This is a genomic window from Loigolactobacillus binensis (assembly GCF_005405165.1).
GTDB lineage: Bacteria > Bacillota > Bacilli > Lactobacillales > Lactobacillaceae > Loigolactobacillus > Loigolactobacillus binensis.
On record NZ_BJDN01000012.1, the window covers coordinates 30,915 to 55,636 of the forward strand.

At 44.5% G+C, this 24,722-nt stretch carries 23 protein-coding genes and 1 pseudogene; 3 read left to right on the plus strand and 21 right to left on the minus strand.

All coding sequences use genetic code 11. The annotated features are described in order from the left end of the window. Window positions 1-36 precede the first annotated feature (36 nt). The 17 genes and pseudogenes from ileS to FFM78_RS07120 form a co-directional block, all read right to left on the minus strand. Entirely contained in the window at window positions 37-2,829 is a 2,793-nt protein-coding gene (gene ileS / locus FFM78_RS07040; RefSeq protein ID WP_137637744.1) for an isoleucine--tRNA ligase, read from the minus strand. Window positions 2,830-3,120: 291 nt separating this feature from the next. Beyond that, entirely contained in the window at window positions 3,121-3,885 is a 765-nt protein-coding gene (locus FFM78_RS07045; protein WP_137637745.1) for a DivIVA domain-containing protein, read from the minus strand. Window positions 3,886-3,903: 18 nt separating this feature from the next. Further along, a complete protein-coding gene (locus FFM78_RS07050; protein WP_137637746.1) occupies window positions 3,904-4,686 on the minus strand; it encodes a YlmH family RNA-binding protein in 783 nt (260 codons plus the stop codon). 46 nt (window positions 4,687-4,732) lie between these two features. Then, the gene (locus tag FFM78_RS07055) at window positions 4,733-5,020 is read right to left on the minus strand and encodes a YggT family protein (protein ID WP_263390748.1); all 288 of its coding nucleotides are present in this window, start codon (window positions 5,018-5,020) and stop codon (window positions 4,733-4,735) included. A gap of 119 nt (window positions 5,021-5,139) precedes the next feature. Continuing rightward, a complete protein-coding gene (locus FFM78_RS07060; RefSeq protein WP_137637747.1) occupies window positions 5,140-5,616 on the minus strand; it encodes a cell division protein SepF in 477 nt (158 codons plus the stop codon). A 77-nt stretch (window positions 5,617-5,693) separates the two neighbouring features. Beyond that, entirely contained in the window at window positions 5,694-6,362 is a 669-nt protein-coding gene (locus FFM78_RS07065; protein ID WP_137637748.1) for a YggS family pyridoxal phosphate-dependent enzyme, read from the minus strand. Between the two features lie 532 nt (window positions 6,363-6,894). After that, window positions 6,895-7,852, minus strand: a pseudogene (gene ftsZ / locus FFM78_RS07070) (cell division protein FtsZ); the annotation flags it as partial. Window positions 7,853-7,885: 33 nt separating this feature from the next. Next, window positions 7,886-9,202 carry a cell division protein FtsA gene (ftsA, locus tag FFM78_RS07075; protein ID WP_137637750.1) on the minus strand — a complete coding sequence of 439 codons (1,317 nt, stop codon included), beginning with the start codon at window positions 9,200-9,202 and terminating at the stop codon, window positions 7,886-7,888. 146 nt (window positions 9,203-9,348) lie between these two features. Beyond that, entirely contained in the window at window positions 9,349-10,212 is an 864-nt protein-coding gene (locus FFM78_RS07080; RefSeq protein ID WP_137637751.1) for a cell division protein FtsQ/DivIB, read from the minus strand. Window positions 10,213-10,235: 23 nt separating this feature from the next. After that, entirely contained in the window at window positions 10,236-11,327 is a 1,092-nt protein-coding gene (murG, locus tag FFM78_RS07085) for an undecaprenyldiphospho-muramoylpentapeptide beta-N-acetylglucosaminyltransferase (RefSeq protein WP_137637752.1), read from the minus strand. A 5-nt stretch (window positions 11,328-11,332) separates the two neighbouring features. Beyond that, a complete protein-coding gene (gene murD / locus FFM78_RS07090) occupies window positions 11,333-12,712 on the minus strand; it encodes a UDP-N-acetylmuramoyl-L-alanine--D-glutamate ligase (protein ID WP_137637753.1) in 1,380 nt (459 codons plus the stop codon). Between the two features lie 41 nt (window positions 12,713-12,753). Continuing rightward, window positions 12,754-13,719 carry a phospho-N-acetylmuramoyl-pentapeptide-transferase gene (mraY, locus tag FFM78_RS07095; RefSeq protein WP_137637754.1) on the minus strand — a complete coding sequence of 322 codons (966 nt, stop codon included), beginning with the start codon at window positions 13,717-13,719 and terminating at the stop codon, window positions 12,754-12,756. A 27-nt stretch (window positions 13,720-13,746) separates the two neighbouring features. Continuing rightward, window positions 13,747-15,921, minus strand: a complete 2,175-nt coding sequence (locus FFM78_RS07100) for a penicillin-binding protein (RefSeq protein WP_137637755.1) — start codon at window positions 15,919-15,921, stop codon at window positions 13,747-13,749. Continuing rightward, on the minus strand, window positions 15,918-16,346 hold the full coding sequence (locus FFM78_RS07105) for a protein required for the initiation of cell division (protein ID WP_137637756.1): 429 nt from the start codon (window positions 16,344-16,346) through the stop codon (window positions 15,918-15,920). Before FFM78_RS07105 ends, FFM78_RS07100 begins: the two co-directional genes overlap by 4 nt. A 14-nt stretch (window positions 16,347-16,360) precedes the next feature. Continuing rightward, a complete protein-coding gene (gene rsmH / locus FFM78_RS07110) occupies window positions 16,361-17,311 on the minus strand; it encodes a 16S rRNA (cytosine(1402)-N(4))-methyltransferase RsmH (RefSeq protein ID WP_137637757.1) in 951 nt (316 codons plus the stop codon). A 32-nt stretch (window positions 17,312-17,343) separates the two neighbouring features. Then, window positions 17,344-17,775: a division/cell wall cluster transcriptional repressor MraZ gene (gene mraZ / locus FFM78_RS07115; RefSeq protein ID WP_137637758.1), complete on the minus strand. Its 432-nt coding sequence runs from the start codon at window positions 17,773-17,775 to the stop codon at window positions 17,344-17,346. A gap of 274 nt (window positions 17,776-18,049) precedes the next feature. Beyond that, on the minus strand, window positions 18,050-18,403 hold the full coding sequence (locus tag FFM78_RS07120) for a DUF3397 family protein (RefSeq protein ID WP_137637759.1): 354 nt from the start codon (window positions 18,401-18,403) through the stop codon (window positions 18,050-18,052). 292 nt (window positions 18,404-18,695) lie between these two features. Between FFM78_RS07120 and FFM78_RS07125 the strand changes: the two genes are divergently transcribed. Beyond that, window positions 18,696-19,643: a magnesium transporter CorA family protein gene (locus tag FFM78_RS07125; RefSeq protein WP_137637760.1), complete on the plus strand. Its 948-nt coding sequence runs from the start codon at window positions 18,696-18,698 to the stop codon at window positions 19,641-19,643. 74 nt (window positions 19,644-19,717) lie between these two features. Then, a complete protein-coding gene (locus tag FFM78_RS07130) occupies window positions 19,718-19,828 on the plus strand; it encodes a DUF4044 domain-containing protein (RefSeq protein WP_137637761.1) in 111 nt (36 codons plus the stop codon). Between the two features lie 54 nt (window positions 19,829-19,882). Here the strand turns inward: FFM78_RS07130 and thiT are convergent, their stop codons facing one another. After that, on the minus strand, window positions 19,883-20,464 hold the full coding sequence (gene thiT, locus FFM78_RS07135; protein WP_137637762.1) for an energy-coupled thiamine transporter ThiT: 582 nt from the start codon (window positions 20,462-20,464) through the stop codon (window positions 19,883-19,885). Between the two features lie 401 nt (window positions 20,465-20,865). Between thiT and FFM78_RS07140 the strand changes: the two genes are divergently transcribed. Then, window positions 20,866-22,230: an aspartate kinase gene (locus FFM78_RS07140; RefSeq protein WP_137637763.1), complete on the plus strand. Its 1,365-nt coding sequence runs from the start codon at window positions 20,866-20,868 to the stop codon at window positions 22,228-22,230. Between the two features lie 215 nt (window positions 22,231-22,445). Here FFM78_RS07140 and FFM78_RS07145 read toward each other — a convergent pair whose 3' ends face one another. Genes FFM78_RS07145 through FFM78_RS07155 form a run of 3 tightly spaced genes read right to left on the minus strand, consistent with a single transcriptional unit; the run spans window position 22,446 to window position 24,641 of the window. Further along, window positions 22,446-23,276, minus strand: a complete 831-nt coding sequence (locus FFM78_RS07145; RefSeq protein ID WP_137637764.1) for an amino acid ABC transporter substrate-binding protein — start codon at window positions 23,274-23,276, stop codon at window positions 22,446-22,448. A gap of 49 nt (window positions 23,277-23,325) precedes the next feature. Then, the gene (locus FFM78_RS07150) at window positions 23,326-23,967 is read right to left on the minus strand and encodes an amino acid ABC transporter ATP-binding protein (RefSeq protein WP_137637765.1); all 642 of its coding nucleotides are present in this window, start codon (window positions 23,965-23,967) and stop codon (window positions 23,326-23,328) included. Window positions 23,968-23,978: 11 nt separating this feature from the next. Then, entirely contained in the window at window positions 23,979-24,641 is a 663-nt protein-coding gene (locus FFM78_RS07155) for an amino acid ABC transporter permease (RefSeq protein ID WP_137637766.1), read from the minus strand. Window positions 24,642-24,722 lie beyond the last annotated feature (81 nt).

Below are 24,722 nucleotides of genomic sequence, written 5' to 3' on the forward strand. Positions count from 1 at the left end.
AAATCCAACTGGATTTTAAACGCTTTAAGTTGATTGTTAATCATCAAATCCTGCAACTACCGCTTCAGGAAAATGTTCTTCTACGATCTTAGCACAACGACCACAGAATTTTGGTAACTTAGGATCTACACCAACATCAGTTTTCGTCATCCGGCAACGTGGGCAAACTTCACCGACCGCATGTTCAACAACGACTTTAACGTCACCGAAGTCAGTTGCATCCGCTGGCGCACTAGCTGCATCTGCCACTTCAAGATCAGAGACGATCAAGATCTGCATCACGTTAGCATCCAACGCATTTAACAACGTTTTAACGGTTGCGTTAGGGTACAAAGTCACCTTAGCTTCCAATGACTTACCGATCACTTTAGCATCCCGCGCTTCTTCTAATGCCTTCAAAACATCAGAACGCAGGTCCATGAAGTTGGTCCATAATTCTTGTAACTCGGTTTCATCATCAAAGTGATCGACCGCTGGCATTTCGGCCAATTGCACGTAATCTTCTGGTTCGTGCAAGAAGCCCCAAACCTCTTCAGTAGTATGCGGTAAAATTGGCGTCAATAATTTAGTCAAATCAACTAAAACATTGTACATCACTGTCTGCATTGCCCGCCGTTTAGGATCAGCAGCCGCTTCAATGTACACGATGTCTTTAGCAAAGTCTAAATAAAAGGCTGAAAGATCAACGGTAATGAAGTTGCTGACCTGTTTATAAACCGTCGCAAAATCATATTTTTCATAGGCTGCTAAGGACGCTGCCTTGACTTGATTCAAGCGGATCATTAAATATTTATCCACTGACTGTAGGTCGTTATAATCAAGGGCATCCGTTGCCGGATCAAAATCCGTGGTATTAGCCAACAAGAAGCGTAACGTGTTACGAATCTTACGATAGCTATCAGAAACCTGCTTGAAGCCTTCCATCGAAACCCGAACATCGGCCGAGGAATCAACCGTTGCGACCCACAAACGCAGGATCTCAGCCCCCATTTGTTTGATGATCTTACTTGGTGCGATCGTGTTACCTAATGATTTACTCATCTTATGACCATCTTTGTCCATCGTGAAGCCTTGAGACAAGATCTGCTTGTATGGTGCCGCACCAGAAACCGCGACACTAGTGATCAAACTAGAATTGAACCAGCCACGATACTGATCAGAACCTTCTAAGTAAAGATCAGCCGGATAAGTTAAGTAATCACGTTCAGCTAAAACACCTTGATGTGACGAACCAGAATCAAACCAAACATCCATAATGTCAGTTTCTTTAGTGAACTGACCATTTGGTGAATGTTCATTAGTAAACCCTTCTGGTAGTAAATCCTTAGCTTCACGATCAAACCAAACACTGGAACCATATTTAGCAAATAAGTCAGCCACATGATCAATTGTTTCTGGTGTGATGATCGCTTCACCATCTTCACCATAGAAAATTGGTAACGGCACACCCCACACCCGCTGCCGTGAGATGACCCAGTCGCCACGATCACGGATCATGTTATAAAGCCGGGTTTTGCCCCAATCAGGTGTAAAGGAAACTTTTTCGATCGCCGCTAAGATTTGATCACGGAAGGCATCAACTGAGGCAAACCATTGCGGTGTTGACCGGAAAATAACGGGCTTTTTCGTCCGCCAATCCATTGGGTAACTATGCAAATAAGGTTCTTGCTTCAACATCAACCCAGCATCTTCCACCTTTTTGATCGAAAGTTTATTGGCGTCTTCATAGAATAAACCTTCAAATCCAGGTGCTTCATCAGTTAAACGACCTTGGTCATCAACTGGTGATAAAATATCCAAACCGTATTTCTTACCGACCTTAAAGTCATCGTCACCTAAACCAGGTGCGGTATGGACTAAACCAGTACCTGAATCAAGCGTGACGTAATCGCCTAACATCAAGAGTAATTCACGATCTTGATAGAACGGATGTTGTGCGGTCATATATTCCATATCTTGACCCTTAAGCGTTTTAAGAACTTTGACGTCTTGCCAACCAGCTTTTTCAGCAAGTGTGTTGACCAATTCAGAAGCAACCACGAATTTGCGGTCTTCACCAGCCGGTTGCACAACGGAATAATCATATTCAGCTTCAACAACGATCCCTTCACTGGCTGGAATGGTCCATGGTGTGGTCGTCCAAACCACAAAGTAAGTATCTGTATCCAAAATACCCTTGCCATCTTTAACTTGTTCACCGTAATAAGCAGAGGGTGATTCAATATCCTTATATTCCAGTTCTGCTTCAGCTAAAGCTGATTCGGAGGACGGTGACCAGTGGATCGGCTTGTTGCCGCGATAAATATAACCTTTCTTCGCCATTTCACCAAAGACACGCACTTCCCGCGCCTCAAATTCTGGTGCTAAGGTTAAATAAGGACGGTCCCAGTCAGCCGACACGCCTAAACGTTTAAAGTCAGTTCTTTGCTTGTCAACTTGTTCCAGCGCGTATTTATGACATAAAGCACGAAATTCGGAAATTGACATTTTTTTACGATCATAACCTTGTTTCGTTAATTGTTGTTCAATTGGTAGCCCATGGGTATCCCAACCAGGAACATAAGGTGCCCGGAAACCTGACATCGATTTGAAACGGACAATAATATCCTTACTGATCTTATTTAACGCATGACCAATATGGATATTCCCATTGGCGTATGGAGGGCCATCATGTAAGACAAAAGTTGGCTTACCCTCATTTAATTTTTGCCGTTGTTCATACAAACCATTTTCCGCCCACGCTTTTTGCCATTCAGCTTCGCGGACTGGCAAATTACCGCGCATCGGGAACTTAGTTTTACCTAAGTTCAAAGTATCTTTAACACGCATCAACATCTCTCCCTTTTATCAATGATTGACTTAAATTCTTAAACCAGTTACGCAAATAAAAAAGACTTCATCCCTAATTGGGACGAAGTCGTCGTGGTACCACCCAGCTTTAGAGTACACAAATGCACTCCCTTGAATTGCAGTTATAACGACTACAAAGCCGGCAACACTTACTACTAGTTCACTGTTGCATCAAACCAAAGATGATCCACTAACCGTTAGTGCACTGTCAACCTTCCACCAAACGTTGACTCGCTGTTGTGGTAACAATTAGTTTACTGTTCTTTGTGATTATTTATCAGAATTTTGAGAATCTGGTTCAATTGCTGGTTGGTCACCAACCCCGGCTGCTTCACTGGTGTTATCTGGGAAAATAATCATCGTTTCCCCTGGTGCATCACTTTCAGTTTGCGTAACGGCCGCATCAGTTGCACCATTGGCACTAGCTTGGCTAGCTGCTGGCGTTGCCGCTGATTGGTTTGAGTTTACGCTACTTGCTTCAGAATTGTCAAGCCGCTGTTGTAAGATTTTTTGAATCGCTTCATCTTGTGAACCATCATCATGGGCCAATAATTCATCCCAATCTTTGCTGCGGACAATTTCCAATTGTGATTCCAACATCACTTGTAATCGTTGCCGGAAAACCCGTGTTTGTTTCTTCAGGTCCTCGGTTTCGATTGTGATCTGTTTAGCCTTTTGCGAGGCGTCGGCTAAAATCCGGTTAGATTTCTCAGTCGCTTCATTTAACAGATTCTGCGTATTCTTTTGTGCTTCCTGGCTAATGATCTCGGCTTCTTTTTGTGCATTAGTTTTGACCTTGTCAGCTGCTTCTTGCGCGACGATGATTGACTGGTTCAATGCATCCTTCAGTTGATTAAAGTAAGTGACTTTTTCTTCACTTGCTTTCAAAGCAGTTTGTAGATCATCTTTTTGCTTTAAAACCGCTTCATAATCCTTAATAATTTGATCAAGAAAATCGTTGACCTGATCTTGATCGTAACCACGCATTTTTACGTTAAATTCCTTGTTGTGAATATCCAACGGGGTTAATGCCATATGAATCCCTCCAAAAAACTATTTTCTTAAAACACCAAGTAATAAGCGGTACTTGTCTTTCTTGGTCTTACCTTCGATCTCACGTAGCTGGATTCGGCCATAACCACGTATCGAAATGATGTCGCGTAAACCTAATTCAAAATCGGGCCGCTCGAAAACTTGCCAATTTAATTTTATTTTACCATTTTCCACCAATTCTTTCGAACGCTGGCGCGAAATATTGTAAACACTGGAAATCAAGCTATCAACGCGTAACGAACTGGTGGTGGTGTGCTCCAAGGCCCAAGCGTCCTTAGGCACCAAAAGATCAGTATAATCCTTGGCCTCTAAGCGCACACCCACCCGGCCAATTTTAGTGATCTGTGCCTGAATATAGTCGGCCATACTCGCCGTAACGAAAAATTGCCAACGCTCACCATCAGTCATAATATCACCAAACATGTCGCGCTTGATACCTGCATTTACCAGGGTTCCCAAAATTTTCCCGTGGGATAGCTTGGAAAACTTAGTGGGATAATGAATTTCAAACAATTGAATCGCAAAGTCATCTTGCGTCGGTTCAAAATAAGCCGGATACAATAATGCCCGCTTCCGTTCAGCGGCTAAATAGCCACCTTCAAAGCGATAATGTTGCTCCCCTTTTTCACCGACTAACGCTTCAACAATGTACTGTTGCCGCGGATCTAAAAAATCGGTTAAATATGGGCGGTACTGATCGCTAACATCTTGAAGCCAACCAGCAACTTGGTCAATAAACGGCGCTTCCGCTTTGCGAAAATGCTGATAAATATTCTCGTCCATATTAGCTATCCTCCTTTTATTTAAACCCACAGTCCCAATGCTTGCCTTAAAGGATCAAATTGAAAATAAGTTGGGCAAGAAAAGCTAACCCATATTGCGCCATCCCTAGAACTAAGATCGCCACCATTGGTGCAAAACTTAAACCAGCGATCGGTGGGATCAGCCGGTAAAAAATATTTAAATACGGTTCACTGAGTCGTCCCAAAAGCTGACCAAGCTTAGTTTGATAGGCATTGGGGAACCATGACATTAAAACGTAGATCACCAGTACAAACATATACAAGTCGATCAAACGATTTAAAATATAAAAGATAGTGCTGACTACTGTAAGCAACGCATGACCTCCCTGCCATTAATTTTTCTACCTAAAGTGTTAGTTGCAACGGGGCCAACTTTCTGATCAACCTAATAGCGAAACGGTCGATTGACTAAAAGTTGCCTTTCAAACGGTGCCTAGCCTAAACCGTCTTTACGAAGAATATCGGAAAGATTGCCATCAATTTCAAAATTAGCCGGAGTGCATAGGAAAATGTCATCACCGATACGTTCAATGTCACCATTAATGGCAAAAACAGTCCCCGTCAAGAAATCAACGATCCGTTTGGCCTGTGCCTGATCGATTCGATTGAAACTCAAAACGACTGCGCGACTGTTCAGTAAGTGGGTGGCGGCTTCTTTCACATCGGAATAAATTCGTGGTTCAAAGATCACGATTTTACTGGCCTTGCTAGGTGTTGCATTCAGTGCAACCACCTTCTGACTGTTGGCAGGTGTTCCCCGAAATTGCGGTGCTTTAGCTGAATTAACGGGCCGGTTAGTCGGTTGCGGTTGTTCACTTGGCTTCTTTTCTTGTGTCGTCGGTTCGGTATAAAATTCATCATCATCACTCATACCAAAAAATTTACTTAAATTCAATTTACCAAATGCCATTTTCTGACCTCCTTACTTTGAAGCTTATTATGCGACAGATTATTGTTAAATATCACAATAACTTTATTTAGGCGTTTTTAGCGAAATAACGCAGTTCCGACCCGGACAAAAGTTGCTCCCTCTAAAACTGCGATTCGATAATCCCGCGTCATCCCCATGCTTAATTCATGACATGGTGCATAAGGCAACCTAAGTTGGGCGATCGCATCACGCTTCAAGCGTAATTGCTTAAATAAGCCGTGTAAGGCCGTTTCATCGGCGTCGATCGGTGCCATGGTCATCAAGCCGACCACATGAATTTTAGTAAAATCGGCCAGTGATTTAATAAACGGCTCGACTTCTGCTAAGCTCAGACCTGATTTAGAAGCTTCGCCAGAAACATTGACCTCAACAAAACAATCAATTGGCCGCAAAGCGCGCTTTTCAATTTCTGTAGCTAAACTTAACCGATCCAACGAATGTAGATACGCAATTTTATTGATAACTTGCTTAACTTTACGTTTTTGTAAATTACCAATAAAATGCCATTGTAACTCTGGTGCCGTTAGTGCGGCCTGTTTTTCCGCCAGCCCCTCCGGTCGATTTTCAGCTAAGTTAACCAAACCAGTGGCCGCGACAGCCTGCGCTTCAGCAACCGTATGATATTTAGTCACTGCCACCAAAGTCACGGTATCCGTTCGACCAGCGGCTGCACATGCGGCCGTGATCGTTTGCTGAACATGTTGAACATTTTCTGCAATCGTCATTGTGCCGCCTCCTATAGATAAGCTTAAGTTAGATGTGCCGCAAAAATAGTGGTTCCACAGCAAAAACTAATGAACCGTCATTGCAGACGTTACCAGAAACCAACGTCAGTGGCCATTTTTGCAGCAGTCATCGCGCTTTTTAAATCCAATTAGCTTAAATTTATTGACTATGCTAGTAAAATAATCATTTTACACTACTCCGGTAATTAATTACGCCGCCGCCGGAAAAATGGTGGCTTATCTAAGCCGTCATCGCTGTCGTCACCACTGTCAGTATCGGTGCGTTGGAAAATATCAAAATCAGGTTTCTCAGTCTTAGCAAAGTTATTATCTTTTTCTGATGTTTGCCGCTGGCTTGGTTCCTGCCGAATATCCCAATTACCGAAAGGATCATCATTACGCTTATTAGCAGCGGTCTGCCGGGGGTTGCTGGCCGCAGAACTTGGTGCCGCTTCAGTTTGACGGGCGGTTTCAAAGTTACGGCCAGTTTTAGGCTGATTGTTCACGCCCCGCCGAATATTTTGCGTTTTCTTATCGTCATCGATGCCGGTAGCAATAACGGTAACGATCACCTCGTCACCAAGGCTTTCATTGATCGACGTTCCGAAAATAATATTAACATCACTAGTTGCCGCCTGGGAAACGATGTCCGAAGCATCTTGTGCTTCAAACAAGGAGAGATCAGGTCCACCAGTAATATTTAATAACACTTGTTCAGCGCCATCAATGGAAGTCTCCAATAATGGTGACGAAATGGCTTTCTTAGTTGCCTCAGCGGTGCGGTTTTCACCTGTTGCCGAACCAATACCCATTAAAGCAGAACCTTGATTTTGCATCACCGTTTTAACGTCGGCAAAATCCAAGTTAACGTAACCCGGTGAAGTGATCAGATCAGAGATTCCTTGAACCCCTTGCCGTAACACATTATCGGCTTCTTGGAAGGCTTCTAACATTGGGGTCTTCTTATCGACGACTTCTAATAAACGATTATTGGAAATAATGACTAAAGTGTCCACGTGAGTTTTCATTTCGGCAATACCTTCCGCCGCATTTTTAGCACGCCGCGGGCCTTCAAAACTAAATGGCCGGGTCACAACCCCAACGGTCAGTGCGCCAAGATCTTTTGCTGTCTTAGCAATAATTGGGGCAGCACCGGTCCCGGTACCACCACCCATTCCAGCGGTGACAAAGATCATATCTGCACCTTTAAGCGCTTCGGCAATTGCCTCTTCGCTTTCTTCAGCCGCTTTCTGGCCAATTTCGGGTGTGGCCCCCGCACCTAGGCCGCGGGTCAACTTAGCCCCTAATTGAATTTTAGTTTCTGCATCTGAACTGTCCAACGCCTGAACGTCCGTGTTAGCCACGATAAATTCGACACCTTTAACGTCTTCAGCAATCATTCGGTTAACGGCGTTACCGCCAGCACCGCCGACACCAATCACTTTAATGACCGCGCCAGTATTTTGTGTTGAGTCTAATGAAAATTCCATAACTTGTATCCTCCTAATAATCTGATAGTGCCATTATTCAAAGAAATTGCTGATAAACTTCTTGATACTGGCGAAACGTTCTTTCTTTGGTTCCGACGCTTCATTTTGCGTGGTTGGCTGATCGTTTGCTGGTCGGAACTGCTCACTATCAGTTTTAATAACTTTTTTCGTGGCTTTTGCGGTGTAGTTACCTTTTAGAGTACTTTGGACAATAAGCTCAACTTCACTTAAATTAGCGGTATAGCTGATCAAACTGAGTGCTTGTGTAAATGATGGGTGCCGCAGACCCATGGCATCCGGAATAAATAATTTAACGTTATGGTCAAAAATATCACTAGCCAATTCAACAATCCCTGGCAAGGCCGTCACCCCACCAGTCATGACGATCCCGCCAGGTAAGTCAAAGGCACCTACCTTGCGCAAGGATTGGTTCATTTTTTCAAAGATTTGGGTCAATCTTGCCTCGATAATCTCAGCGAGATATTTTTCATTGACCTTCACCGGTACATCCTTACCCACCACTTCAATTGGAAAATTCTCTTCCGAAGAAGCTTGCAATGAGTCAGCATAACCGTAATCACGCTTGACCTTTTCAGCACTGTCAAAAGATGTATTCAATACGACGGAAATATCCTTGGTGATATAATCGCCGCCTTCTTGGTCCACGTAAGTATATTTTAATTTATGATCGTGAATGACTGCCGCTGTACTCTGACCGCCACCTAAATCAATTAAAACTGTGCCGAAATCTTGCTCACCATCGGTTAAAGCTAATTTACCTAGGCTTAACGGGTTCACAACTAATTCATCTAAAACTAGACCGGCCCGTTCAATACATTTTTGCATATTGTGAATCACCGTCTTGGGAGCGGTCAACACAATACCGTGCATTTCCAAACGCACCCCGATCATGCCGCGCGGATCTTTGATGCCATCAAAACCATCAACAATAAATTCATCTGGAATGATCGTCAAGATTTCACGTTCTGGCGGTAAATTGCGAACTAATGCCGCAGCCGCAACGTTTTTAACATCACTATCATTGATCTCTTTAGATTCATCAGCCACTGCGATCATGCCCTGACAGGGCGCGATCTCAAGCAAATTAGCGGGAATACCTGCAGTCACTTTATGAATTTCAATGTTCGCCTTTTGCTCAGCCTGTCGGACAGCCTTTTGAATTGCCGCAACCGCCTTATCAATATCGACCACGACACCACGGCTTAAACCTTCAGAACGCTCACTCCCCACTCCAATAACATTCATTTGCCCTTTAACGTATTCCGCGACAATAACCTTTATTGAGGTGGTTCCAATATCAAGCCCAACGTATATGCCTGTGTTTCCCATAAGCGGTGGAACCTCCTTGAAACAATTTTTTTCACTTAATTTTTAAATACACTATATGACTAGATTTTAACACACTCAAAGTTGGTTTTAAAAGCCTTATCATTAAGGTTAAACACGTTTTCACATAACTTGAGAAATTTTTAATTTTAAAATGGGTAGGAATAGGCGCCAACTTCAAGATTAACCGTTCCCTTTTTCTTCATTTCTTTAGCAATACTTGGATAATACTGCATCTTTTTAGCAAAAGTAGCAATCGTTGCATAAACCTGATTGCCATCGTTCATATAGAGATGAACGCGCTGCGGATTTATTTTAGTTGGCGCAAATTTGATTTCTGAAATACCATTCCGCACCGTGGCCGGTAAGCGCCGATACTGCTTGATCATCTGTTGGAGCTTATTCCCCGTTTTAAACTGACTGTAAACCGAATAATTATTCGTTGGCTGGGTCAGACTATCCTTGGCGATCGTTCCATTGGCTAAAATCGGGTAGTAGCGTTCTCCACGCATCAACAGCCCGACTGTTTTATACGTTTTGATCTGCAATTCAACATTACGCAGACCATGAACCGCCACAGTGGCCGCCTTGATCTTAGGTTCACGTGCCTGCAAACGCTTGGTGATCGTATGTTGTTGTAGCAAAACACCGACCAACGTATCAGTGGTTTTAATCCCACTGGCGTCGATCACAGTTTGTTCACTAAGCACACTTTGATGATCCGTAGTCACGCTTAACAATTTGACCTTACTTAACGGCGAAACAAAGTAACCCGCAATCAATAAGATCAACCCTAAAATCGTTAATAAAAACGCTAGGCGACGCATTAAATGTTTGTGCCGTAACGCTTTAAGTCGCGGTAACTTATGTTCAATGGTGGGCTCACGTTGTGCTTTATCAGCCGTCTGGGCTTGCTTTTGTTGCTGCTGATAAGCTTCCCAAGGGGTCAACGCGGACGCCGGGTTTTTAACTGGTGGGGTCTTAGGTGAACGCTTAAACCATTTCTTTGCCATCCGCGTAACTCCTTTACTCAAATTTAATGACTGATTGTTTGCATCACTTTGATCAAGCGATCTGCAGCATCCGGAACCCCTAATTGTCGTGCTTGTTCACCCATGGCTTGGCGACGCGCAGGATCCAGCATCAACTGATCGGTCACTTTAAGTAGGGTCGTTCCCGTCAACTGCGCTTCCGTGATCATTTCAGCCGCGTGATGACTGACCAAACTTTGTGCGTTTTTGGTTTGGTGATCATTGGTCACATAAGGACTAGGCACTAAAATTGATGGGATTCCTAAGGCGGTGATCTCCGCCAATGAAGTTGCCCCTGCCCGACCAAGAATTACCGCAACATCAGGTAAAACAGTTGGCATATCATTGATATATGGTACGACCGCAACATTGGCGGCCACCGTTTGACCTTGCAAAGCCGTCTGGATCTTTTGATAATGGACTCGTCCAGAAACAAACAAAACTTGATAACTTTTTTGATTCAATTCTGGTAAAGCCGCTAAAAATGCGGCGTTGATTCGTTCCGCACCACGACTACCACCAAAGATCAGCAAAGTCGGCACCTTGGCCTGCAAGTTAAAATCAGTTAAGCGCTGATTGGATTGCATGCCAGCAACTTGTTGGGCCCGCGGATTACCGGTCAAAACCACCTTTTGTTCGGGAAATTGACTAGCAACTTCCGGAAAGGCGATCGAGATCCGATCAACAAAACGGCCTAAAAACCGATTAGTGATCCCGGCAACACTATTTTGTTCGTTGATCACCGTCGGAATATGTAACCGCGTAGCCGCAAAAAGCACGGCACTAGAAACATAGCCGCCGGTGCCCACAACAACATCCGGTTTAAAATCACGTAAAATACGTTTTGCTCGCCGTGTACTTTGGATAAAAAGCCGAATCGTTTTGAGATTGTCTAACGATAACGACCGCTTAAAGCCTTGCAATTCGATCGCTTTAAAGGGAATCTGCTTCTGACGAATGATTCGACTTTCCAACCCTTTTTCTGTACCAATATACAAAACCTCATCCAATAGTTGTCGTTCTTTTAAACGTTCAAGTACTGCCAAGGCTGGATAAATGTGGCCACCAGTGCCACCGCCTGAAAAGATTACACGCATAACAATTAGTTCGCTCCATTTCCTTTGGTCAAAGCTGTTACCCCGTCAATAAAAATTTGGCCGCGAACTTCAAAGTTCGGGTATTGATCCCAACTGGCATTCGCCGGTGAAAGTAAGATCACGTCACCAGGCTGACTTTGTGCATAGGCCAATGGCAAAGCCGCCGCCACATTTTCAACTAACTTGATGTCCTTGATACCTGCAGCCTTACCAGCCGCTGCCAATAACTGGGCCGTTTCACCGAAAAGTAGCATACTTTTGACGTGGGCCTTTAAGGCTGGTTCCAAACGTTCAAAGGTGAAGCCGCGATCTAACCCACCAGCTAATAAGATCACTGGTGCTTTAAAGCCCTTCAAAGCCATTTCGGTTGCCTCAATATCAGTTGCCTTGGAATCGTTGTAGAAGCGCCGGCCCTGCCATTCAGTCACAAATTGTAACCGGTGCTTGACCCCAGTAAACGTCCGCAAGACCTCGCAGATCGCAGCGTTACTTTTACCAGCCAATTTAGCCACGGCAATGGCCGCTAATGCATTTTCCACATTATGCTCACCGGGAACATTTAATTCGCTAGTCGGCATCAAAACTTCATCCCGATAACAGAATTGGCCATCCTTAACGTAAGCACCGGCGGTACTCAACCCTTGCCGTGAAAATGGAACCACTTGCGCCGGCGACTGCTGACTTAATTCCCGCCATTCGGCCTGATCCCAATTGACCACAAAATAATCAGCTTGCGTTTGATTCATAGTGATCCGCATTTTAGCCTTAATATAATTGGCCCGGCTACCGTGATAGTCAATGTGGGCCGTATATATATTAGTTAATACCGCAATGTGTGGCCGTAGCTTAGTGATCCCCAATAACATAAAGCTGGAAAGCTCCGTGACCATCACATCTTGAGGGGTGACTTTTTGGGCCACTTCCGTTGCCGGTACGCCAATGTTACCAGCAACATAAGCCTTACCCGCAGACCGTTGTTGATTCAGCATGTGCGCGATCATCGTTGTTGTCGTCGTTTTACCATTGGTTCCCGTGACGCCGATCAGCGGGGCTTCGGAGATCTCATAGGCTAATTCAGGTTCAGTAATGATCGGAATCCCTTTAGCTTGTGCCTTTTGAACTAAGGGATTGGTATACGGAATACCTGGGTTTTTAACCATCAATTTAAAATCCTCATCTAATAAAGCTAAAGGATGACTACCGGTGATCACCCGGATACCTGCCGCTAATAATGACTGTGCATCCGGATTCTGGTCAAAATCCTTTTTATCATTGACGGTGACCAAAGCACCTAACTTTGCCAATAACTTAGCTGCATGAAAACCACTTTTGGCTAAACCTAACACCAATACCTTTTTATTTTGATAATCCGTTACTAATTTCAAGAATATTCGCCCTTTTCTTCTTGTTTACTTAATTTTTATGGTTACAGAAAAGCTACTAAATAGATGAGCGCGCATAACAGCCCGAAGCCCCAAAAGGTTAGGACAACACGCCATTCTGACCAACCGACCATTTCAAAATGGTGATGGATCGGACTCATTCGAAACACCCGCTTACCCGTCAGCTTAAAGACTGAGACCTGGATCATCACACTCGCCGTTTCAATTACAAAAACCAACCCGATCAGTAGTAATGACAACTCCCGGTGTAACAAAATTGAAACCGCCGCTAACGCTCCACCTAGAGCTAACGAGCCAACATCGCCCATGAAGATCTTGGCCGGTTTGTGGTTGAACCAGAAAAAGGCAAGTAAACCGCCGATCACAGTCAAACAAAAAATCAGAATGTCGGTTCGTCCTTCAGTATAAGCAATGATCGCGTAAGTGGCAAAAGCAATTGTTGCCGTTCCGGCAACCAAACCATCTAGGCCATCCGTTAAATTAACCGCATTGGAAAAACCAACTAACCAGATCAAAATAAAAATAATGTATAAAATACTTAAATGTATCCGGCCAACAAATGGGAGATCAAGGGCTAACGGTAATCCTTCGTGCAGATAAACGGCGGTAAAAATCAAGCCCCCAACAATTTGACCTAACAATTTCTGCCAAGCCCGCAACCCTAAATTGCGCTTTTCAAATAATTTGATCGAATCGTCCATAAAGCCTAAAGCCCCGTACAAAACTAGGATAAATAAAATGATCCACGTTTGTGCTGACATTTGCTGTTGCCAATAACCGACCCAAATTGTTGAAATGACACTGGCGATCAGAAAAACTAATCCCCCCATCGTTGGTGTTCCTGATTTTTTTTCGTGCCATTTTGGACCTTCCTCGCGGATCATTTGGCCTTCTTTTTTCATCCGGAAATAACCGATGAATAGTGGCAACACGATGAACGTGATGGCAAAGCTACTGACCACCGGAATCAACATCTGCGTAAATTGCATAACTCTCTAACTCCCCATTCTTTTCCATTATGGCTTACTTAAAGTGACGGTAATTTTAGTGGCTGAATTCAACAAACCTTTAGCTGCCAGACTTTGTTTAGTCACATAACCAGTCCCTTTGATCGTGATCTTCTTACCAGTCAATTCGGCTAACTTCAAAACATCGCTTTTCGACCAACCCGTTAGATCAGGCATGGTCATCGCACCATTTGTCAGCAACAGCGCCCGCTGATCATCTAAGACCACTTCAGCGGCCAACGGCATTTGTTGAACTACTGTGTTGCCTGTACCGACCTGAACGACCTGTAAATTCTTCTTCTTCAAAGCTGCAGTGGCGGCCGTAACGGACTTACCGCTGACGCTAGGCATTTTGGTTTGTGTGGCCGTAGCGACCGTACCAGCGTCATAATCTAGTGCCCGCTTCATCATCGGATCAAACACGCCAGCTAAGATCTGTGTCGCCGACTCCGTCATCTTCTGCGGCTGTTTCATGGTAATGTACAGCACGTATTTCGGATCATTAGCTGGCGCCATGCCCACAACGGAGAAAATATAATTATTTGAACCCGTTAAATAGCCACCGCCATTAGCACTACTGATCTGCGCCGTTCCTGTTTTGGTTGCAATTTTATAGCCGGGGATCTGATAAGACTGCCCAGTGCCGTAACTTTTATAGGTTACGTCTTGCATGGCCTTCAGTACTTGGTCCGCGGTTGACTTAGTAATCGGTGTACCCACTTGGTGTGGCTTGTATTTAGTCGTTTTACCGGTAGTCGGATCGACTACTTTGGAAACAATCTGCGGCTGCATTTCCTTGCCATCATTGGCAATGGCCGAGAAACCTTGCATCATTTGCATCACAGTCACATTGATGCCTTGGCCAAAGGAGGTCACCGCTTGATCAGAAGTATGCTCAAATTGAATACTTCCCTTAAGTTCTCCTGCCAACAGCGAATTAGTTGTATTCAGAAAATGGAACTTCTTAATGTAATTCAGCCAAGTCGTTTTACCCATTGTTTGTTCGATATGCACAAAACCAACGTTGCTGGAATACGGAAAAGCTTTGCTCAAGGGGAGCGTTCCCCAACCACTATTATTCCAATCATGAACCGTGGTGCCGCCAATTGAGATCGAGCCTGATTGGTAAGTGGTATTCGGTGAATACTTATTGGAATTGATTGCCGCAGCCAAAGTGAAAGCCTTCATTACCGACCCAGGTTCATAGGCATCCCCAACTAAGGTATCGCGCCAGAAAGAGCCTAAGCCAGAACCGGTGCTAGGATTAAAGGTTGGCCGCTGTGCCGCCGCAACGATTTGCCCAGTTTTAGGATTCATTAAAACGGCGTTCATTTCCACCGGATCGTATTTAGTTTGCGTTGTCGTTAACAAACTTTCTAAGTAAGTTTGTAACCGTGTATCTAACGTTAAATAAACATTTTTACCATTTTTAGCGGCCTTTTTCTTGGTCTTAGTGTTAGGCAATTGATAACCATACGAATCCTTTTTGACTTCTTTGATCCCATTGGTCCCAGTCAGTGTACTGTTTAATGTTTTTTCTAGTCCCATGGTACCCGTTAAATTTTGTGCGGCTACATTGTTAGTCGTCGACGTTTTCGTTTGGGCTAACCCAATTTGGTGCGACGCAAAAATTCCGTTAGGATACAGTCGGGAAGGGGTTTCGGTGAAATAGATGCCACTTAGGTTTGCTTTCTCGATTGCTTGTTTGATCGCTAATGATAAGCCCTGACCTGCACTCCCAAATTCAACTTGGAAAGTTTTGGTATTTGCCGGATTCAAACGTTTTAAAATAGCGGCCTGCGTTAGCGGCAAATATTTGCTTAATACTTGGGCCACCTTAGCCTTATCAGTAACGTACAACTTCTTCTTGTTGACCCCGATGTAATTCTTATTCAACACCGCATAAATTGAATACGTGGTTGAATCCTCCGCGATCGGTGACCCATTAGCGTCATAGATCGTTCCCCGTTTAGCCCTTAAAACAGTACTGCTTTCATAGAGCGCGTTGGCCTTTTCGGTTAAATTTTCGTCATTGATCCGGCCACTAACGACGATATAAGAAAAACGAAAGACGAACAGAAGAAAAACACCCACTAATAAGAAAAGAAAGAACCCGCCAAATTTTTGGCGGTTCCGTCGTGGATTCCTCTTGCCCATCAATCGTTTATTGCGTGGTGCCTTCATTTACCAACATTCCTTACATTTGCTTCGTTAAAAGTCAGGCCATCTTTTGCCGCTACAGTATTCAAATGACTAGACTGCATGATTTCATTGATCGTTTGTTTGGCATCACTATTCTTTGCTTGAACGGCTGTAATTGTTTGTTCAACATCTTGAAGACTGCGCTGTGCACTAGCAACCGAGATCTGTGTACTCACAATAATCGTTGCTAAACCGACCGCTACGATTCCTGTGACCATAAGTAAAATTTTTTCAAAAGCTGATACTGCTACCCGCCCAGCCGGAATCGCCTGCGGTTGGGTTACCGGATCAATTGTTGTTGTCGGTGCTGCCACCGGCGTTTTAATATGTATTTCTGGTTTAGGTGTGCTAGGCGTCACTGGCTCAGCCAATAACGAATAATCTCTTGCTGCACTTTCATCTGCCATATTTCACCACATCCTTAAAGCTTTTGTTTTTCCGCGACACGTAACCGGGCACTACGTGAGCGCCGATTAGCGGCAATTTCCGCTGCCGTCGGTTCGATTGGTTTTTTAGTAATAATTTTTAATTCAGGCACTTCACCTGTACCCAGAATCGGCAGCCCACGGGGTAATTCCGCTACCCGCGCGTGTTCTCGATAAATCGTTTTAACAATGTGATCTTCCAATGATTGGAAACTGATCACACTGATCCGCCCGCCAAGTGCCAGCATGGCGATCGCGGCTTCCAGTGACGTTTCGGCCGCACCTAATTCATCATTAACGGCGATCCGTAATGCTTGAAAGGAGCGCTTCGCAGGATGGCCGCCTTTACGGCGCGCCGCAGCGGGGATCGCAGATTTAATAATATCTGCTAGCTGTAACGTAGTTGCAATCGGTGCCTTCGCCCGCTCGCGCTCAATGGCACGAGCGACACGCTTGGCAAACTTATCTTCACCATAACGATATAGGATCCGCTCAAGATCCGCATAAGGCCATTGGTTAACAATGATCTGTGCCGTTAACGGTGCCGTTTGATCCATGCGCATATCCAATGGCGCATCCAGCTTATAACTGAAGCCCCGCGCCGCCTCATCAAATTGTGGCGACGAAACACCAAGATCATACAAGATACCATCGATCTGGGTCACACCCCGTTTAGCCAATTCTGCCGTTAATGCGCGAAAATTAGCTTTGATAAAAGTAACCTGGCCAGCGGCATATTCTGCCTGCAACCGTTGCTTACCATTATCAATTGCTTTTTGATCCTGATCAAAAGCATATAAATGACCACCTGCCGTTAAGCGACTCAAAAGCAAGGCACTATGGCCGCCACCTCCAAGGGTCGCATCGACATAGATACCATCCGGTTTAACTTGTAAGCTATCAACGGTTTCATTCAATAATACAGTTTGATGTTTAAACGCCGTCATGCTCACCCATCCATCCTCAAAATTCAGTTAATTTACAAATCAAGATCTAACATGTTTTCCGCAATCGAATCGAAATTAGCAGCGATCTCAGCGCTTGATGCTGCCCAACGCTCCGCATCCCAGATTTCGATTCGCGAAGAAACGCCAATCAAAACGCAGGCCTTGGTCAAACCAGCGTGGGTGATCAAAGGTTGTGGTAAATTGATCCGCCCCTGCTTATCCAGCGTACACTCAGTCGCTGCCGAGTAGAAGAAGCGGACAAAAGCCCGCGCATCCTTTTTAGTCAAAGGCAACTGCCGTAATTTCTTTTCCAATGCTTGCCATTCGCTTTCGGGATAGCCAAAAAGGCAACCGTCCATGCCCCGGGTAACCACAAATTGAGCACCTAACGCTTCGCGAAACTTAGCTGGAATAATTAAGCGTCCTTTTTGATCGATCGAATGTCGAAACTCGCCCATGAACATTGACAACACCCCCGCAAATGCACATTTTTAGTCTACCACATCCCCCCACTTTCTACCATACTTTCCCTTGAAAACTAGTAAAATAACTGCTTAAACTTTTCTAAAGTTGATACTGTTAAAAAAAACCGTAAAATCTGCCAAAAATTCCAAGTCATAAGTTGCCTTATTTTGCCTGGATTTCCGCTGATTTTACGGTTTTTAAAGTCCCTACGATTACAAACTAACTACTGCTGCCTATTTAGGCATATTTACAAACCATTAATTAAAAACACCCTCAAAATAGCGCCAAACTATACCCACATAAAATTAAATAGGTCACTAAAGCAGGTAAAAAAATTAGCCGCCACCATAATTTAAAGAAGGTCCGATAAAGAAGCTCACCCCGCCGCCAAGCTAGGCCAAGCGCCACTAACACTGCCACCCCAGCCAGTATTAAAATAATTAGGCTCAACGCCTGATACTGAAAATGTACCGCGAGCAACTGCTCACAAGCCAGCACCAACCCAAGGGTCAGCCAATCAACTGCCGGCAGGCGCCATTTAGAATGAATATGGCCTAATAACCCACCGATCACAGTGCTGATCAAAGGGGTGGTAAGCCCTAAAATAAGTTCTAGATTTGACTGCATCCCACTTTGCCCCACCTTTGCATGTTCTCAAACTAACCTGATCCTATTTTAGCCTACGGGAAAAGTGTTAAAATAACAAGGACAGTTTTAATAGCAGTTTAGCCGGAAATAGTTTAAGCAACGGGCGGTGGCGGCAACCAACTTACAGTTAGCGGCAACAGGTGGCAAAGACAGCTTGCTGTGCCGGTCATCGCGCAACTTGGGCCGCCTGCGTAATCCGGTATTTTACAAAGTGGCCAACAACCTTTACCCAACTTCGCGGCGTCAATTCATAATGGGGAGTGAAAAAGTGATGATCAATTATTTTCACAGTACCGCCGGACAGTTACAACCACTGGCGGCTTATCAACCTAATTGCTGGTTGCACGTCCAGCAACCGACTGCAGCCGAATTGAAGCAATTACAGACTCAATTCAATGTCCCACAGCATTATTTAACGGCGGTATTAGATGACAAAGAAAATCCGCGGGCAGAGGGTATTCAAGCTTCGATCAGCGAGTATCCCGCCTTGATCTTGACCCGTGTTCCCCACGAAACGGTTAGCCCCTTAGGCTATAATGAATACACAACTTATCCCTTTGCGATTATTTTGACCAACGACGTTTTGATCACCGTCAGCAACCATCCGGCCCTGTTTATTCGTGATTTTCTACTGCACCAGCCCCCATTAAACACCGCCAATCACGAGCGCCTTAGCCTAAAATTAATTTGGTTCATCAATAATAGTTACCTTAATTGTTTAACGCAAAATAGCCAAGCAATGACGGCGTTAGAAAAAAATCTAGCGTCCGCAACCGAAAATAGTGATCTGTTTCAACTAACGGCGATGAAAAAAAGTTTGATCCGTTTTCAAGACGCACTGCAACAGAATCGCCAACTGATCACTGATCTACAAACCAGCGAATACTATTTTGAAACGGCACCGTTTACGGCCTTGCTCCGTGACATTTTAATCGAAAGCGAACAGGCAACGACCATGACCACCCAGCAAAAACAAATCGTTGATGAATACAACACGACCGTTAGCGCGATCGTTTCCAATAATTTAAATATTATTATGAAAGTTTTAACTTCGATCACGATCATTCTTACGATCCCGACAATTATTGGCGGTCTTTATGGTATGAATGTGCGCTTACCTGGGGCCAGCAGCGTGCACGCCTTTACCGTGATCATTTTCTGGACTTTGATCATTTCTTGGCTAGCCGCTTTATGGTTACGCCACCGTAATTTTTTCTGAAACATTAATTGCAATCCTAGGCTAAACAAGTTAAACTTGGGCTAATAATTTAATTGAGGTGGCAATAAATCGCAATGAAAAAAGAAAAAACCAGTGGCTTTGCTAAGTTAACTAAAGTTATTATTTGGATCATGTTGATCGCTACGATTGGTGGCATGGTCATGACTGCATTTGCAGCGTTTTAAGTGGTAAAGAAAAAGGATTCGGCAATTGCCGAATCCTTTTTAGTTGCTTTGGTTTTAAGCCGGTTGCGCATTCTTTGGTGCAAATAATTGCGGCGCGGTGACCAATAGCAACCCCACCACAACCCCAGATAAAACTAAATTCAAAATTGCGCTGCCGCCGTTAGCGACCAAGGAATACAGTACCGGGCTCATCCCTTTAGGCGCGTATGATCCCCAGTAAATAACGCCGGCAACAAAATGCATGAAATACTTCAATAATACGCCTAATAATGTTGCGCTTAAGGCGTAGCCAAATACTCGTGCATGCTGTTGATTAGCCAAACCATGACGGACAGGCCCGGCGCCAACACCGATCAAGCCGACCACGGCAAACGCGATCGGGTATTCGATCAAACCTTGTAAAGGGTTCAAAAAGCCGCCACTCCCGAAGCCGCGTAAAAACAGATCGAGGAGCCCCCAAACTAAGCCAGACGTTACGCCGGCTTTCCAACCACGACGTAAACTAAAGACCGCCAGTGGAATGATCCCAAAAGAAATATTCAACGGTCCCACCGCGTGTGGTAAGTATTCCAAAACCATAGCCAACGCCGCAATGACAGTACCTTCGATCCAAACTAACAAATGACGATTAGACATAAAAAAGCCTCCTTGCTTGTATTAACCACAAAGAGGCTTTCGCCAGCTACAATTCCTACGCGCGCGTTAACGCAACAGGTTCCAGGGTCTGAATCAAATCACTCTCAGCCAATCAAGGCTCCCCTTTGCAGTATCGTTTAATTGTCAAGTTCAGCATAGAGCAAGCAACTTAATTTGTCAATCACATTTGTTATTAAAAACTTAGCCCACTTCTGCTTAAGCCAGCGTTAAAAAGCGTTTCCAAGAAGGCCGCTCAACCGGATTAAAAAATAATGGCAAGTACGGCCTGGTGCAAAGGCTTACACAACGGTGTTATTTTCCAACAAGAATTGCCTTTTATCTGTGAATTTGCTATGCTAATATTAATTTTATTTTAATAATTCGGAAAGAAGTGGCTAAGTTTGAAAGTGGCTAAGTTTGGCGGAAGTTCTTTAGCTTCCAGCACCCAACTCCAAAAAGTGATCGATATTATTCGCGGTGATAGTAAACGCCGGGCAATCGTGGTGTCCGCACCAGGTAAACGGTTTGCCGGCGATCAGAAAGTCACCGACTTATTGATCACCTACGCACACACTATCTTGGACAAGGCCGATCCAACAACGATCCAACAGGCCATTATTGCCCGCTACCAAGAAATTGCAACTGGGTTTGCCTTACCGGACGACGAATTCAAGGTCGTACGTGACCACATTTTGCAATTACCGCAGCAAGATTATCCGTCGGCCGATTACCTGCTGGATGCTTTTAAAGCGGCCGGTGAAGATAACAATGCCAAACTAGTAGCCGCAATTTTAAACCACCTCGGTATGCCCAGCCATTACCTTAGCCCCCAAGAGGCAGGCCTTTTAGTTTCGGATACCCCAGGTGATGCACAAGTCCTTGCGGAAAGTTACGCGCAACTGGCGGCCTTTAAGAAAAGTAAAAAACTGCTGATCATCCCCGGCTTTTTTGGTTATACTAAAGCCGGCCAGATCTGCACCTTTTCGCGTGGCGGTTCCGACATCACCGGCGCGATCATTGCCCGCGCCTTTAAAGCAGAATTATACGAGAATTTCACGGATGTGGATGCGATCTATGCTGCTAATCCCAATATTATTCAGCACCCCGCGGCGATCGAACATCTCACCTTCCGGGAAATGCGGGAACTCTCCTACGCCGGTTTTTCTGTTTTCCATGATGAGGCGCTGATTCCTGCCATTGAAGGCGGGGTCTCGGTACGGGTTAAAAATACAAATCACCCTTTAAAGCCGGGGACCTTGATCTCCGCCCGTAAAATTTATGATCCGCAACGCCCGATTTCCGGAATCGCCAGCGACACTGGGTTTCTAGGTATTTACATTCGGAAATATTTGATGAATAAGCAAGTCGGTTTTGTTTTCAAAGTTTTACAGATCCTAGCGGAATATGGGATCAGTTTTGAACATATTCCTTCCGGGATCGACGATATCACTATTGTCATTCGCGAACGGGAACTGACACCGGAACTTGAACCAAAAGTTTTGGCTGCGATCAAGGATGCGATCGCGCCCGACGATATTCGCGTTATCCACCACTATGCTTTAGTCATGATCGTCGGTGAAGGTATTCAGGATCATATTGGGATGATGGCTAAGGCGACCAACAGTATTGCCCAAGCTGGCGTGTCGATCGTCACCTTGGACCACGGCGCATCGCCAGTTTCGATCATGTTTGGCGTACGCGAAAAGGATGAATATAACGCGGTCCGCGGCCTGTACAAAGCTTTTTTTAAAGGTGAAAATGCCTAGGCTGGTTGGATAACACTTAAAATCCAAGCTGTAACACCAAAAGGAGTTGTGACATAAGTAATTTATGTCCAACTCCTTCTTTGTACTTCCGAACGATATAGCCAAAACGTGTGCCATAAGGCAACTTTTTCCGCTTAGCCTAGAGCGGCGAATGCTCAAAAGCTGAGCGCCTTATGTCACACTCTTTTTTTGCGCAGCGGTATCAACAAATCAATTTATTTTTGGGGGATCGTATCATCCTCACCAAACCACTTGTAACTAATTTTCTTCATTGTACCGTCCCGGTATAATTCTTTCAAAGCCTGATTGATTTTCCGTTGCAAAGTCTTATCCGATTTGCGCATCCCCACGGCAAAATCTTCAGAGGCAAAGCTGCCATCAGTCACCTGATAAGCATTACGATTAGCTTGATGGTCGATATAATAATTAGCATAAACCCGATCAATCAATAAGCCTTGAATCCGATTAGCGTTCAAATCAATGAAGGCGTCGTTAAAGGTACTGTACAAAACCGGCGTTTTATTTTTAATGTAATTCTTCAACAATTTAGGCTGGGCTTCAAGGCCGGAGTACCCGGATGATCCAGTTTGGACCCCTAACACTTTACCTTGCATCCCCGCAAAACTATTGATCTTATTCTTTTTCATCGTCACTAAGATCTGTTTATTCAATAAGTATGGTGAACTGAAACGCACGACCTTTTTGCGTTGCGGCGTGATCGTATAGCCGTTCCAGATCAAATCAATGGTATGATTGCGTAATTCCGTGGCGTTCATTGACCAATCAATGGTTTGAAAATCGACTTTAATATGATATTTCTTAAACACGGCCCGAGCAAGATCAATATCAAACCCCTTTAACTTACCACTTTTGGCCCGAAACCCCATCGGTACAAAACTATCATCTAGGCCAATGACAACGGTTTTGCGGCGCTGAATCGTTGACCAGGAATCAGCTTTGGGATTATCCCGGGAACAACCGGTTAAACTAACGGTACTGACCAGCAGAAAAACGGTTACCAGCGTTAGCAATATTTTCTTACGCATTGTTTAGCCTCCTTTTCGTTATCAATAATCAAAATACAAAACCGCTAGTTTATTGTTCCGGTAAAGCATCAACGTGCTTGACGGCATCAGCAATATTTTCCGCAAACTGTAGATCATGGGTCACCACGATCTGCGTCATGCCGTCAGCCTTTAAGCCGAGAATTAATTTTTCAACTTCCTGCCGTAGATCTGGATCTAAGGCACTGGTGGGCTCGTCATAACACAAGATTTTCGGCTTCATCGCTAATGCTCGCGCTAACGCTACCCGCTGCTTCTGCCCCCCTGATAGTTGGTAAGGATACAGGCCTTCTTTATCGTTTAAGGCCAAGCGTTCCAGCAAAGCCCGCGCTTGTTTTTCGGCGTCGGCTTTACTGTGTTTCAACGCCAGCATTGGCGCCAAGGTAATGTTATCCAAGACACTTAAATTAGGGAATAACTGAAAATCTTGGAAAACCACCCCGATCACACTATCTTTATTTTGATTATCATAGGGATCAAAGGCTTGCCCATCTAAAATGATCTGCCCCCCGTCGATTCGCTCTAGACCGCTAATGCAGCGCAACAAAGTTGTTTTACCGGCACCAGAAGGACCAACGATCGCCAAAACTTCTCCATCTTTGACCGTTAAATTCAATTGATCAAGAATCAACCGCCGACCATAACGTTTACTAATTGCTTTTAATTCTAACATCGCGGACCCTCCTATTTGTAATAACTGTAGTGCTGTTCAACTTTATTCTGTGCTAAGGTCAAAATCGCCGTTAACAACAGGTAGCCGATCCCAACTAACAGCAGCGGTAATAAGGTAACGTCGCGGGCAGTGGCCACATTCCCAGCCCGTAATAGATCGCCTAAACCGATCACATAGACTAAGGATGAATCCTTGACCAAATTAATGACTTCGTTACCGATCGACGGCAACACGATCTTCATGACCTGCGGCAACACGATCTTCTGCACGGTTTGCCAATACGTTAAGCGTAAAACTTTGGCACTTTCATATTGGCCGCGATCAATTGATTGTAAACCACCACGAAAGATTTCGGCCAAATAAGCGGCGTAGTTAATAATAAAGGCAAATAAGGCGGCGTCATACCGTTGGAAAACAATGTGCACGATCGGTAACCCATAAAAAACAAAAATAAGTTGTAATAAAAGTGGCGTCCCGCGCATGATCCACACATAAACCCCTAAAATATTGCGTAGCGGTTTAAACCGTGACGCTCGGCCTAACCCAACAATGATCCCCAACGGAATCGACCCAATCAACGTGAAAAAGAACAAGGATAGCGTCATTTTGATCCCATCAAATAAAGACGGCATGATCTGCCAAGCATAATGCCATTGTGCTGCTAAAATATTCATCTCAACATCCCCTTATGACTTAATCTTAAAAATAATTGCCCAATAAAAAAGTCCCCGAAAACAAATCGTTTTCGAGGACGC